Source organism: Flavobacterium profundi, assembly GCF_006491645.1.
Taxonomy (GTDB): Bacteria; Bacteroidota; Bacteroidia; order Flavobacteriales; family Flavobacteriaceae; genus Flavobacterium; species Flavobacterium profundi.
On record NZ_VDCZ01000002.1, the window covers coordinates 484,508 to 498,062 of the forward strand.

Here is a 13,555-nt window from a genome sequence, read left to right on the forward strand (position 1 = left end):
AAACAATGAACGATACTTCTAAACCACGACTTTTAGCTTTAGATACTTTGAGAGGATTTGATATGTTTTGGATTATTGGAGGTGATTTGTTTTTTAAAGCATTAGGACAAGAAACCCATTGGGTTTGGGCAGACCTTTTTGCAAGACAAATGGATCATGCTGAATGGAAAGGATTTTATGCTTACGACTTAATTTTTCCTTTGTTTATGTTTATCTCTGGAGTTGCTATTCCATATGCTTTGTTTAGTCAATTAGAAAAAGGAAAAACTACAAAAGAATTGTATCCTAAAATTTTAAAACGAACATTTATTCTTATTGTATTAGGAATCATTTACAATGGTGGTTTGAATTTTCAATTTGATACGTTGCGAATTGCTAGTGTTTTAGGACAAATTGGTATTGCTTATGCTATAGCTGCTTTCATCGCGATACATTTTAAAAATTTTAAAACCTTACTTTTTTGGGTAATCGGGATTTTAGTGGGTTATGCAATTCTACAATTGGTTGTTCCTGTACCTAATTTTGGAGCAGGTACTTTAACACCAGAAGGAAGTATAAACAGTTATATGGATCGAATCCTACTTCCAGGAAAATTATATGGAACTGTCTTTGATCCAGAAGGCATTTTATGCATTATTTCGGCTTCAGCCATTACCTTAATGGGAACGTTGGCAGGAATTATTTTGCGTTACAATTCTCTTACTGCTTACAAAAAAGTACAATTCTTTATCATAATAGGAATCGCTTTAATAGGACTCACTTTACTGTTACAAAATGTGTACCCAATTATCAAATCGATTTGGACATCTACTTTTAATTTATTGACTGGAGGTATCAGTTTTCTTTTATTGGCACTATTCTATTTGGTTATTGATGTTTGGAAATACCAAAAATGGACCTTTGTTTTTAGAGTCATTGGTTTAAACTCTATTGCTATTTATATGGCAGTCGCTATAATACATTTTCAAGCTACCTCCAATTTTATTTTTGGCGGAATTGCTTCGTTATTTGGAAACTACCAAACCATTATTCTAATCCTCGGATTACTTATTGTCGAATGGTTCTTCTTATACTTTTTATATAAAAAGAAAGTTTTTATTAAAGTGTAACCTACTTTCTCGAATTAAAATAATCTTCAAAAGCCGTGCAATTTCTATCAGAAAGATCATAATATTCATTTTCGAATTCAATTTTTAATTGTTTATAATCTTCAGCTAACCATAAACATAATGCTTTAAATTTTTCTGAATTTGAATATTTTGATGCTAATTTATAATACTTTTTAGATAGATAACCATTTTGAAACTCGGCTTCATCTTCAGGAAATGGAGCTACATCATAACTAGAAGTTCCAAATCGTCTCATCATCCATACATTTCCATATTTCATCATGTTTTTATAACAATTTGCTACTATGAAATAATAAAAATCTCTTTCGCTTTCGTTTGGATTATTGGCTTTTTCTAAATAGTAAATCAATTTTTCCGTTACCGTTTTTTTTGTTAAATAAAAATCTTCCTTTTCTGTTATAAATTCTGGTGTGTTTTTAAATGTGAAAAAAGGGTTTTTATCAAATATTTTATCATATGCAAGATAATCATCACCCCATAAAGAATAATTTGTAATCCAATATCTTTCATCAATTTTTTGAAAACATGCTAATGCTTTTTCTAAATTATTTTGCCTAATATATTTGGTTCCAAGCAAATCATATAATTTAGGCATTTCTTTAATAATTCGATCTTTCATCCAGTTTATAAAAATAGAATTAGCATTATTTTCTGAAGCAGTTTTAATAATAGCTTCTAGTTGTTGTGGTGTATAGATAATATCTAAATATCCAAAATAATCATAGAAATAATCTCCGTAAGAACCTTTCTTATGAGCACGAGATTTCCAAGTTAAAAAACTACCATTATAATAACCTTCTTCAAAATTACTATCATAATTAATTTTTGAAAAAAGAAAAGCTGCATCAGTAGTATTTCCTAAAAATTCTAATTCTCTAGCAATGGCAAACAAAAATCTATCATTGTCTTTATTTTGTAATAGTATTTCTTGTATGTTTTTAGAAATTATTGCATTTCCGCTTTTTTGATTCACTATCTCATTCAGAGCTTTTATCAATTGAAGTTCGCTAGTAAGCTTTTCATCTTTTTGTATTTGATGTTCTACATTTGCAATTATTTCATTACACTCTTGATACTCTTTTGAAATAAAAGCCAAATGCGCTTTACAAACTTCAATTTGTGGATTATTAAAAGGTAATGAATTTAAAAATTGAAGTACTTCCTTAGCATATAATCTATCCGATTGCATTCTTTTCTCCAAAATTGAATATGAAAAAATTAAATTATCATCCCATTGAAAAGGATTCTTTTCTAAAGACGGAAAAAAAGTAGTGTAATATGGTGTAAAGACCCAATCTTCAATTTTATTGATTTCACGTAATAATATAAAAGTATTAAATATAGCATTAGAATTTAGTTCAAATGCCTTTTTAATATAATCCAAAGATTTATCCACTTTCTTCATAGCAGCTAAAGCATAAACATTAGCTTTCTCTTCATTATTCTTAGCATATTTTAATATGGATTCTAAAGCAATTGATTTATCAAAATTATCATGTATTGCAAATCTTTTTTCTGGAGCATTTGCAAATACTTGAGCTGCACAAAAACTTTGCAACGCTTTATTTTCTTCCACTAAAGTTCTAAAATATAAGCACCAATAATCTAAAATAGTTGGTTTATTAATTTGTGGTAATGATTCAAAAATAGAAATCACTTTGGTTCTCTCACCAGCATAAAAAGCGAGACGAATAGCTAAGAATTGATAACGAAAGGCTAGTTCCTTGTTTTTGACATTGTTAGAAAAAAATATTGCTTCATTTATCTTATTAATCATTTTATCTTTTTCAAAAACAGCATTTCTCTCCCAAGGATCATTTAGATACATATTTCCTGCTTCACAAGATTTGGCAAATTTTAAATAGTTGATAGCTTCTAAATCTTTACTTTCATAAAGAAATTGAATCATTCTATTTTGATTGCTTTCATTAAAAAGTTCAATAGGTATTGTATAAACTGCGTCTTCAATTGCTTGAATTGGCACTTTTCCTAAACAATAGTCAAACCATAGTTGATCATTTGGCGCAATTTCATTTTTTGCATAAGGATATTCTAATGAAAAAGACTTAGAAGAATAATGAAAACCATTAAAAGTAGAACAATTAAAATGAGATGGATTTAAAAAATACATTCTTATTTCTTCTCCGTAAGGGTAAAAACCACAAGAAAAAGAATAAAAATTATTAATTAAAAGCACTATAAAAACTAGAAATTTCTTCATCAGTATATTTTTTCAATTGAGAATTATCTAAATGAAATAAAGAAATGGTAGTTTCATCATCAAATTCTACATTTCTTTTTAATAGATCTATTGTTTGATGTACCAATTTTTGATCAATTTCTTCAAACTTAATTTTATCACCAATTCTGAAATATGTTTCACTTGCAGTAAAATCATTTATTACTTCATACCATAAATTGTCATTTTTTTTTAAATTTTTCATTATCAATTCATGGTTTTGATAAATAACTTTTTGAAATTGATTGTTTTGATATAATTGCATCCAAGAATAAATAGGCAAAGCGATATCTAAATGCAAAGGATATTGTTTTGTGCCTTTTAAGTAGCTTGATAGTTCTTTTACATCTAAAATAGAATTTTGTTTAGGACTTGATAATGGATTTAATAAATTATAACACATTAATGTAACCTTATCAACTGGAGGAATTCCCATCTTTTCAGGATACTTATAAGGATATAAACGTAGTGTGCAACTAATTTCTTTTTTGGAAATTTCTTTAATTTTCTTCAAAAAATAAAAATAATTATTTCTAGATTTTAATGTCCAATCACAATCAATTTGAAATTCCTTGCAAGATTTTGCATTGAAATAATCATCTTCTGAATAATCATTGGATAGCATTTTAGTAATTAAAAAGTTCATATTATCAGCCAATACATCTAATTCCTTCTCAGAACTTTTTAGAAAAACATCATTGTTTATAAAAACTGTTGGTATAAATTCAACATTTAAATTGTTAAAACGAATACTATTTTTTGAAATAGGAATATTACCCATTAATTCATCATGTGAAACTTCAAAAAATTTCGCATATACTTTTTTTACTTGAGTATTTTTTAAAATATTCATTAAATTATCATCTAATCTCCAGTCAGAAGTTTTCCAATAATAAAATGCTGGTGTTACATTTTTTATCTTATTTGTATCTGAGCAAGATTGTAAAATCAATACAATTAGAATAGATAATAGCCATTTTTTCATGAAGAGAGAACCTTTTTAATACCAACGGAAATTCTCAATAAAATTATACAATTCTTACCATATTTACCTAAATTTAAGGCTTAAATTAATAAAAAAATGAATTTTAAAGAAAAGATTACTTTTGCATCATTTGAAGACTTAGAAAATCACTTAAAAAACTGTATTCATTGGTATTCAACCGAAAATGTTGGGCAATTTGATACCGTTGGTATAACCATCTTATTAAATGCATTAGTAGAAAATTTAAGAAAAAACACTTCTTATACAACTAGTAAAGATTTAAAAAACATTTTATCTCAAGAAAACAGAAATTATTTACTAAAAATGTTAGAATAAAAAAACCTCGTTTATTTAAAACGAGGTTTATTCTATTCACTATTACTTTATACTAATTACTTTTCACTGGAATATTTTCTAAAATTTCCAACACAAATTTCCAATATTTTTGAGCAGAAGAAATACTTGCTCTTTCGTCTGGACTGTGTGCACCATGAATGGTTGGTCCAAAAGAAATCATATCCATATCTGGATAATTCGTACCTAAAATACCACATTCTAATCCAGCATGACAAGCCACTACATGGGCTTTACTTCCATTCTGTTTTTCATAAATAGTAGTTAGCACATCTAAAATTTCAGAATTAGCATTTGGTGTCCAACCCGGATAACTTCCTGAAAAGTCTACTTCACAACCCATTAATTCAAATGCAGAACGCAATGCATTCGCCAAATCAAACTTAGCTGTTTCAACAGAAGAACGAGTCAAACACTGAATGTTTAATTTTCCATCTCCTACAATTACTTTGGCAATATTATTTGAAGTCTCTACTAAATTATCAAAATCAGCACTCATTCTATACACACCGTTATGTGCCGTGTACAAAGCACGTACTAAATAATATTGTGCCATTGGAGGCATAACCTTAGCAGGAGTGGTTTCCGATTTTTCAATTACAATTTGTAAATTTGGTTCGGTGGTTTTTAATTCTGTTTTGATTTCATTAATAATGTCTTGCATATCAAAAACGAAAGCTTCATCATAGACATTGGCAATAATTACCTGAGCCACACTTTCTCTTGGAATTGCATTTCGTAAACTTCCTCCTTTAATAGAGGCAATTTGTAAACCAAAATTATCAAAACCATCAAATAATAAGCGGTTCATGATTTTGTTCGCATTCCCTAATCCTTTATGAATATCCATACCCGAATGACCTCCTTGTAATCCTTTCACGGTAATAGTATATCCAACCGAACCTTCTGGAGTGTCTTCTTCATCGTATTCTGCTACAGCTGTAACATCTACTCCACCAGCACAACCAATATCAATTTCGTCATCTTCTTCAGTATCTAAGTTTAGTAAAATTTCACCTTCAAGCATACCGCCTTGCAAGCCCATAGCACCTGTCATTCCCGTTTCTTCATCTATGGTAAATAGCGCTTCAATAGCTGGATGTGGAATATTAGTACTTTCTAAAATAGCCATGATAGTTGCTACACCTAAACCATTATCAGCTCCTAAAGTAGTTCCTTTAGCACGAACCCAATCACCATCAACGTACATTTCAATACCTTGTGTATCAAAATCAAAAACGGTATCGTTATTCTTTTGATGTACCATATCTAAATGCGATTGCATGACAATCGTTTTTCTGTTTTCCATTCCAGGAGTGGCCGGTTTTTTTATAATGACATTTCCAACTTGGTCTTTTATGGTTTCAAAGCCTAGTTTTTTTCCAAAGTCCATCATAAAAGCAATCACACGCTCTTCTTTTTTTGAAGGTCTTGGTACTGCATTTAGATCGGCAAATTTGTTCCAAAGTGCTTTAGGCTCTAAGTTTCTTACTTCTTGACTCATGTTATTTTATAATTTCAAGGTTTTAACATGCCAAAGTTACAAAGTTTAAATGCTTTACTAAATGATTTCTAATTATATTTACGTTTAAAATTGATGCTTTGAAGAAAAAATATATTTTACCGCTTTCTTTACTCCTACAAATTCTTATTGTAAAACTAATCGCATTATTTCCAGAAGGAGTTGAGAAATGGTACAGTAACGGTTTATATCCAAAAATTGCCTTTGTTTCCAGAAATAGTTTGGGTTGGATTCCTTTCTCTATTGGAGATGTCATTTATTTTATTCTTATCTTTTTTTTATTGAGATGGTTTTGGAAAAACAGAAAAGGATTTTTTAAAAATTGGAAAACCAATGGATTAACCATCATGAGTTGGTTTGCGATATTCTATTTCTTCTTCAATATTTTATGGGGTTTGAATTATTATCGGGTTCCATTAAACAAAAAATTAGGTATTCCCAAAGAATACACCTTGGCACAATTAGAAGCTTTCACCGATAAAATGATTCGTAAAACCAATGCTTTACAAGAAGAAATTACAGGTACTGATTCGTTAGCAGTAACGATTCCTTATACAGAAACAGAAATTTTCACATTAGCGATAAAAGGCTATCAAAACTTACCTGAAAACCTAAAAGAGTTTCAATACAAGCATCAAAGTATAAAGGGTTCGTTATTGAGTTATCCGTTAAGTTATATGGGTTTTGGTGGGTATTTGAATCCGTTTACCAATGAAGCTCAAGTAAACATTCTAAAACCCAAATACAATTGTCCGATGACTACCTGTCACGAAATGGCACATCAAACTGGTATTGGAAGCGAAAGTGAGTGTAATTTTATTGGTTTTCTAGCTGCCATAAAAAATGAAGATGTCTATTTTCAGTATTCTGCTTATAATTTTATCACACGCTATTGTTTAGGAAATTTAGAAAAAATGGAAGAAGGTAAAAGCAAACCTTTTTTTGAAAAACTCAACAAAGGAGTGGTAAAAAACTTAGATGAAAACGAAGCCTTTTGGGAAAGTTACCACACTCCTATTGACACCTTTTTTGAATATTTCTATGATAACTTTTTAAAGATGAACCAACAAAAAGATGGTTTAGAAAGTTATAGTAAATTTGTAGGCTTAATGATTGGGTATGAAAAAATAAGCTAAAATGAAATTAATTAATTTGTTTTCAACTCTATACCAGAAAAAAGTATTTAAAAGAATTATAAATATTTTTATTGGTCTTTTTTTAACCGTACTATTAAATTTTTTATTACCCCTTTTAAAAATAATACTACTTCCTTGTTTAGCTTTTACATTCTACAACTCTATACTTTTAATGAATAAAAGTGATAATGACAATAAATGGGACACCATCACGTATACCCTTTTTTTTTCAGGCTTAATAGGTTTTGGTAGTTCCTATAATTTATTGGATAAAACGTTCAATTATGATATGACTTTCATTGGTTTATTAAGTCTTAGTATTTGCATGTTAATACTAATTACTATTAAATTAGTTTATATAAAAGATTTGTTTTCAAATAAAAGAAGCTATGTCATAAGAATATTAGTTGGAATGCCCCTTTTTATAATTACATCCATATTGTATTTGAATTATAGTTATGCTTCAGAAAACATATTTGAAAATAATATTGAAATTATTGATACCGTTCAAAAAAAGAATAATGATGACAAATTAGATTTTTACGTGTATGTTAGATTTAGAAGTAAACCTGTTAGAGTAAAAATAACCCAACAACAATTCACTCAATTCGAAAAAAAGGATGTATTGACAATAATTTATAAAAAAGGATATTTTGGATTTTATATTATTGAAAATGTTGAGAAAAGAAAAACGAGTTCAATATAAATTTAGGATAACTTTTTAAAGATGAACAACAAAAAGTAGTTTTAGAAAGGTTATAGTAAATTTATGGGTTTGATGATTGGGTATGAGAAATTAGTGGTTAGTGAAGAGTGATTAGTTTTCAGTTAATACTTTGAAATAAAACATCACAATTGTAATAGTAATAACTTAAAACCATTAAGTCATTTGGTTTAACAATCTTAATCACTTGCCAATTATATTTTTCAACATGAAAATTAATAATACGAAAAGGAGAGTCATCTTTTAATTTTATAATTGGTAGTGCATTTCCATCTATAAATTGCTCTACAATAATTCCAGTAGAATTAGTTAGATTATTTTCTCTTTGAATATTTCTAACAATCATTCCAACAACTAGTTCTTGCCATGAAACATCAATCCATTCTGAAGATTGAATAATTTTATTTACTTCATTAATAGTCTGTTGAACTTTTAATATTTGTTTGTTTTTTTGTATTTTATTTTCACGAATTAATAAAATTTCACCAGAAACCTCATTTAAATTTTTAATAAAAAAATCTTCCCAATTTTCAATGGCTTTTTCAATTAACTCATCAAAATCACAAATAAAATTATCATTAAAATCTACAATATCAGCCTTAAATTGAACATTAGAATCCATTATATTATGATAGACCTTCGATAAGGGAAAATTTATATCCCAGGATTTTCTAATATTTGTAATTTTTGGGTCTAATTTAGACCTTCTAGTTTTTGTTAATGGATAACCATGCTTCTCTGAATTAGATAAATCAGCTATTATAGATAAGTGAATTGAGTCATCAATTATCATTTCAACAACTTTTTGATTTAAATTTCTCTCAGATAAAAATTTTTTTAAATTATCTTTTATATTTGCTATATTATGAATAATGAGGATAATTCTATTAAAAAAATCTAACTTTTCATCTTCAGTTGTAATCCCTGCTCCCAATTTAACAGTCAAATATCTTTTACCGTTATTTTCTCCTTCTTCTGTAACGGGAATCATAGGTTGTTTAAAATCGTAATAAAGTTCAATCGCCTTATATAACAAAGATATTCTTTGTTGAATATTATTAAAATCCATATCTAAATCTCATCAGTAGTAAAAGTGGCGATTTGTTTCTTTTTATAAGGTCTGATGATTAATCGAGCTTCTCTGTCAAAACGAACATAATTATAAACCCAATTTAAAAAGACAACCGCTTTATTTTTAAAACCAATTAAAGAAAAAAGGTGTACAAACATCCAAACATACCATGCAAAAACACCAGAAAAATGATAATGTGGCAAATCGACAACCGCTTTGTTCCTACCAATGGTTGCCATAGAGCCTTTGTCTTTATATACAAAAGGTTTCATTTCTTTTTTATCTAACAAACGCGCTAAATTTTCAGATAAATGTTTGCCTTGCTGAATAGCAGGTTGTGCCATCATAGGATGTCCTTGTGGATACTCTTCTAAAGACATGGAAGCAATATCACCTATTGCAAAAATGTTATCATAACCTTCTACTTGGTTGTACGCATTGACTTTAATGCGATCGACTCTTGCTATTAAAGAATGTACATTAAGGCCGTTAACCAAAGCACCTTGCACACCTGCTGTCCAAATTACTGTAGCACTATCAAAAGTTAAATCAGAATTAGTGGTTACTACTCTACTGTCATACCCAGTCACACGTACATTTTTCCAAACACTTACTCCGAGTTTAATTAAAAATTCTTCCGCTTTTTGAGATGCATTCTCACTCATCGTATTCAAAATACGATCACCACTTTGAATGAGATTGATTTCCATTTTTCGAATGTCTAAATCGGGGTAATCTTTGGGCAAAATGGCTTTTTTCATTTCTGCTAAAGCACCAGCTAGTTCTACACCTGTTGGTCCACCACCCACTAAAACAAAGTTCATTAAACTATGTCTTTCATCGATATCATTAGTTAATAAAGCCTGTTCAAAGTTTTCTAAAATAAGACTACGAATGTTTAAGGATTGCGGAATGGTTTTCATAGCCATACAATTGCGTTCCATTTCTTTGTTCCCAAAAAAGTTCGTTTTTGAACCCGTAGCAATTACCAGATAATCGTATTTTAATTCCCCAATATCGGCAATAATTTTATTATTAATGGAATCAATTTCTTTTACGTCTGCTAAACGAAAGTAAAAGTCTTTATGCTCTTGTACTACTTTACGAATAGGATACGCAATAGAATCGGGTTCTAAACCACCTGTAGCAACTTGATACATTAAAGGTTGGAAATTGTGATAATTATGTTTGTCTAATAATACCACTTGCACTTTTTTATTTCTTAATCTTTTGGCTAAAGCGATGCCTGCAAATCCTCCTCCTATAATTACAATTCTAGGAAAACTACTACGAGGTATATTCATTTTTGAGATACTTAATTTGGTATACCCAAAGATACACATTTATTCATGGAATTTATACTATTCATAAGGCATTTAAAAAGTCAATTAAAACAATAAATACATATAAATATTGGAATGAATCCAATAAAATTGAAATTGCTATTGAATTTGTTATTGCTATTGTTATTGTATTTCTAGCCCTGATAGTAGTGGAAATCTTTTTGAAATCCTTTTCTTATTTTTGTTAAAAGGACAAAACGACCGCAGGAAGTTCTTGTGCTTGTTAGAAAAATACAAAATGATTTCAAAAAATTGTAACGAATAGCAGGAAATGGCTACTTATAGTTCTATGAATCCAACATCGGAAGAAATTTTTGTAAAACAGTTGCAGGAAAATCAGAATATAATCCACAAGATTTGTCGGTTATATACTACTGATGAGGATGCGCATAATGATTTGTTTCAGGAAATTACCATCCAATTATGGAAGGCCTTTCCAAAATTTAGAGGAGATTCAAAATTTACCACTTGGGCGTATCGTGTAGGTTTAAATACCGCCATAACTTTATATAGAAAAAAGAAAAAATCAATAAATACTATAGAATTTGACAGTACCTTTCATAAAGTAAAACAAGAAGATTACAATTATGAAGAGGAAGAGCAGTTAAAACTTTTATATAGTGCTATAAGCGAGTTGAATGATATAGAAAAAGCATTGATATTTTTATATCTAGAAGATAAAGACTATGCTGAAATTTCAGAAACACTTGGTATTAGTGAAGTTAATGCCAGAGTAAAAATGAACAGAGTAAAAGGAAAATTAAAAAAAATATTAAATCCGTAATTGAATGGATGAATTAGAGATATTAAAAAAAGATTGGAAAAAAAGAGAACATTCTTTTAACCAACTTACCGAAAAAGACATTTATAAAATGCTTCATAAAAGATCTTCTTCTATTGTGAAATGGATTTTAATTATCAGTATTTTAGAGATTGTCTTATGGCTTACCTTAAGCTTTTTTACAACCGACGAACATTATTTCAAAACGCTAGAAATCTATCATTTAAATAAAATTATACCTGTAATTACTATTATTAACTATGGTATCATTATATTCTTCATCTTTCAGTTTTATAAAAATTTTAAAAATATCAATACTACTGAAACGGTAAAAAAATTAATGCAATCCATTATTAAAACTAGAAAAACAGTAAAATACTATGTGTGGTATAATTTAATGATGTCATTTATTCTGTTTATACTTGTTTTTACTTTTCAATTTAAATATGATCCTAATTTAAATGAAGTTATAGAAAAAGCGACACAAAATGTGAATCCGAATGTATTCTACACACTTCTATTTGCTGCATATACTGTTTGTGTATTAATTATTATAGGTGTGATATGGTTGTTTTATAAACTACTGTATGGTATTCTATTAAAACGATTGAATAGAAATTACAAAGAATTAGAAAAATTAGATTTATAACTAAATATATTTCATTATGATACGAATTATTGTAGATCTTGTCAAATTTTCAGTAGTATTTGCCCTTATGATTTTTAGTTATTTAGCCAATGCACAAAAATTAGAAAATAGCCTATTATGGAAAATTTCTGGTAATGGCATTGAAAAACCTTCCTATTTATATGGAACAATGCATGCGGTATGTGAAACCAATATAGATGATGATGTTTTAAAAGCATTTGATGAAACTTTGCAATTGTATCTTGAGATAGATATGGATGATCCCAATTTACAAGCTACGATGATGCGTAAAGTTATGATGAAAGATGGGGTAACTGTTAGTTCACTAATTACAACAGATGAAGCAAAAAAATTAGATACTTTCTTGAAAGAAAATACTGGATTTTCTTTACAAATGATAGACTCATTCAAACCCTTTATGATTAGTTCCATGTATTTACCAAAATTATTAGATTGTCCAATGAAAGCTGTTGATATGGAACTTATGAAAATTGCTAAGGAACAAAATGAAGAAATTTATGGATTAGAAACTATTGAAGACCAGATGAATGTTTTTGATAAAATACCCTACAAAATACAAGTAGAAGAACTATTAAAAGCTTCAAATGATAATTTAGTTTCAGATAAAGATGAAATGGCCAAAATGCTTGCCGTTTATAAAAGCGAAAATATTGAAGGTATACTAACTCTATCTAAGGAATTTGAAAGTAAGATGTTTACTGAATATGAAAATGATTTAATTGTACAAAGAAATAATAATTGGATTCCTATAATTGAGAAAGTTACAAAATCAAAACCCACTTTTTTTGCTGTTGGTGCGGCACATTTAGCAGGTCAAGAAGGCGTTATAAAATTACTTAGAAAACAAGGATATACAGTAGAAGCTGTAAAGTAACATGTGTTATTATTATATTAAACTTTATAAGAGGCTAATTAGGCCTCTTTTTTATACAATTACTTTTGATTGATATGTAGATGTACTCATGTCCTCTTTCAAAATGAACCCACCTTCAAGAGTATCTTCAACTCTAATTCTAATAATCTTTTGTTTATTCTCAAGTGTAAGAAACTATTCTAATAAAATCAACTGGATTTTAGATACCACTAGTGTTTTAAAAGACAAAACTATTCCTAAAAGACTAGATGAACTAGTTAAATTAAAAGGTATTGGTCGAAAATCTGCAAATGTTATCTTAAGAGAAACACATCAAAAGCCAGAAGGTATTCTAGTTGACTTACATGTTTTACGAGTAGTACCTCGATTTGGATTAACTCCAGAATATAAAGATGCTAATAAAATTGAAAAAATACTTATGGAAAAACTTCCTTATTCGATGTGGAATGATATTGGTATGGCTTTTTCTTTTTTAGGTAGAACTATTTGTAGACCTACAAATCCAAAATGTACTATTTGTCCCATACATACAGATTGCGTGTATTTCAAAAAGATTCCAAATACGTAAAAACAAATCTATTTTAAAACCATATAAAAACAAAAAACCCTTATCGTTAGATAAGGGTTTTCAAAAGAAAGGCGACGACATACTCTCCCACAAGATTGCAGTACCATCTGCGCAGTCGGGCTTAACTTCTCTGTTCGGAAAGGGAAGAGGTGAGCCC

At 28.7% G+C, this 13,555-nt stretch carries 13 protein-coding genes and 1 rRNA gene; 8 read left to right on the plus strand and 6 right to left on the minus strand.

Annotated elements, in window-relative coordinates; all coding sequences use genetic code 11:
• Window positions 1-5 precede the first annotated feature (5 nt).
• Window positions 6-1,109 (plus strand): acyltransferase family protein, encoded by a 1,104-nt coding sequence (locus tag FHG05_RS05020; RefSeq protein ID WP_140996913.1) that lies wholly within the window; start codon window positions 6-8, stop codon window positions 1,107-1,109.
• A gap of 1 nt (window position 1,110) precedes the next feature.
• Here FHG05_RS05020 and FHG05_RS05025 read toward each other — a convergent pair whose 3' ends face one another.
• Together FHG05_RS05025 and FHG05_RS05030 are read right to left on the minus strand one after the other, a co-directional pair.
• Entirely contained in the window at window positions 1,111-3,351 is a 2,241-nt protein-coding gene (locus tag FHG05_RS05025) for a hypothetical protein (RefSeq protein ID WP_140996914.1), read from the minus strand.
• Window positions 3,314-4,354, minus strand: a complete 1,041-nt coding sequence (locus tag FHG05_RS05030) for a hypothetical protein (RefSeq protein WP_140996915.1) — start codon at window positions 4,352-4,354, stop codon at window positions 3,314-3,316. The genes FHG05_RS05025 and FHG05_RS05030 overlap by 38 nt, the downstream gene beginning before the upstream one ends.
• A gap of 96 nt (window positions 4,355-4,450) precedes the next feature.
• On the opposite strand from FHG05_RS05030, the gene FHG05_RS05035 reads away from it, so the two are divergent.
• Complete coding sequence (locus tag FHG05_RS05035; protein WP_140996916.1) at window positions 4,451-4,690, plus strand: hypothetical protein; 240 nt, start codon at window positions 4,451-4,453, stop codon at window positions 4,688-4,690.
• A 52-nt stretch (window positions 4,691-4,742) separates the two neighbouring features.
• Here the strand turns inward: FHG05_RS05035 and FHG05_RS05040 are convergent, their stop codons facing one another.
• Window positions 4,743-6,212, minus strand: a complete 1,470-nt coding sequence (locus FHG05_RS05040; protein ID WP_140996917.1) for an aminoacyl-histidine dipeptidase — start codon at window positions 6,210-6,212, stop codon at window positions 4,743-4,745.
• Between the two features lie 98 nt (window positions 6,213-6,310).
• Between FHG05_RS05040 and FHG05_RS05045 the strand changes: the two genes are divergently transcribed.
• Window positions 6,311-7,366 (plus strand): DUF3810 domain-containing protein, encoded by a 1,056-nt coding sequence (locus tag FHG05_RS05045; protein ID WP_140996918.1) that lies wholly within the window; start codon window positions 6,311-6,313, stop codon window positions 7,364-7,366.
• A gap of 172 nt (window positions 7,367-7,538) precedes the next feature.
• Complete coding sequence (locus tag FHG05_RS05050; protein WP_140996919.1) at window positions 7,539-8,072, plus strand: hypothetical protein; 534 nt, start codon at window positions 7,539-7,541, stop codon at window positions 8,070-8,072.
• Between the two features lie 118 nt (window positions 8,073-8,190).
• On the opposite strand, the gene FHG05_RS05055 is transcribed toward FHG05_RS05050, so the two are convergent.
• Complete coding sequence (locus tag FHG05_RS05055) at window positions 8,191-9,159, minus strand: hypothetical protein (protein WP_140996920.1); 969 nt, start codon at window positions 9,157-9,159, stop codon at window positions 8,191-8,193.
• 2 nt (window positions 9,160-9,161) lie between these two features.
• Window positions 9,162-10,466: an NAD(P)/FAD-dependent oxidoreductase gene (locus tag FHG05_RS05060; protein WP_140996921.1), complete on the minus strand. Its 1,305-nt coding sequence runs from the start codon at window positions 10,464-10,466 to the stop codon at window positions 9,162-9,164.
• Window positions 10,467-10,794: 328 nt separating this feature from the next.
• On the opposite strand from FHG05_RS05060, the gene FHG05_RS05065 reads away from it, so the two are divergent.
• The 4 genes from FHG05_RS05065 (at window position 10,795) to FHG05_RS05080 (ending at window position 13,398) form a co-directional block, all read left to right on the plus strand.
• Window positions 10,795-11,289 carry an RNA polymerase sigma factor gene (locus FHG05_RS05065; RefSeq protein ID WP_140996939.1) on the plus strand — a complete coding sequence of 165 codons (495 nt, stop codon included), beginning with the start codon at window positions 10,795-10,797 and terminating at the stop codon, window positions 11,287-11,289.
• A 4-nt stretch (window positions 11,290-11,293) separates the two neighbouring features.
• Window positions 11,294-11,935: a hypothetical protein gene (locus tag FHG05_RS05070; protein WP_140996922.1), complete on the plus strand. Its 642-nt coding sequence runs from the start codon at window positions 11,294-11,296 to the stop codon at window positions 11,933-11,935.
• Window positions 11,936-11,951: 16 nt separating this feature from the next.
• The gene (locus FHG05_RS05075; protein WP_140996923.1) at window positions 11,952-12,830 is read left to right on the plus strand and encodes a TraB/GumN family protein; all 879 of its coding nucleotides are present in this window, start codon (window positions 11,952-11,954) and stop codon (window positions 12,828-12,830) included.
• Between the two features lie 103 nt (window positions 12,831-12,933).
• On the plus strand, window positions 12,934-13,398 hold the full coding sequence (locus FHG05_RS05080) for an endonuclease III domain-containing protein (RefSeq protein WP_198172262.1): 465 nt from the start codon (window positions 12,934-12,936) through the stop codon (window positions 13,396-13,398).
• Between the two features lie 66 nt (window positions 13,399-13,464).
• On the opposite strand, the gene rrf is transcribed toward FHG05_RS05080, so the two are convergent.
• Window positions 13,465-13,555, minus strand: a 5S ribosomal RNA gene (gene rrf, locus FHG05_RS05085); the annotation flags it as partial.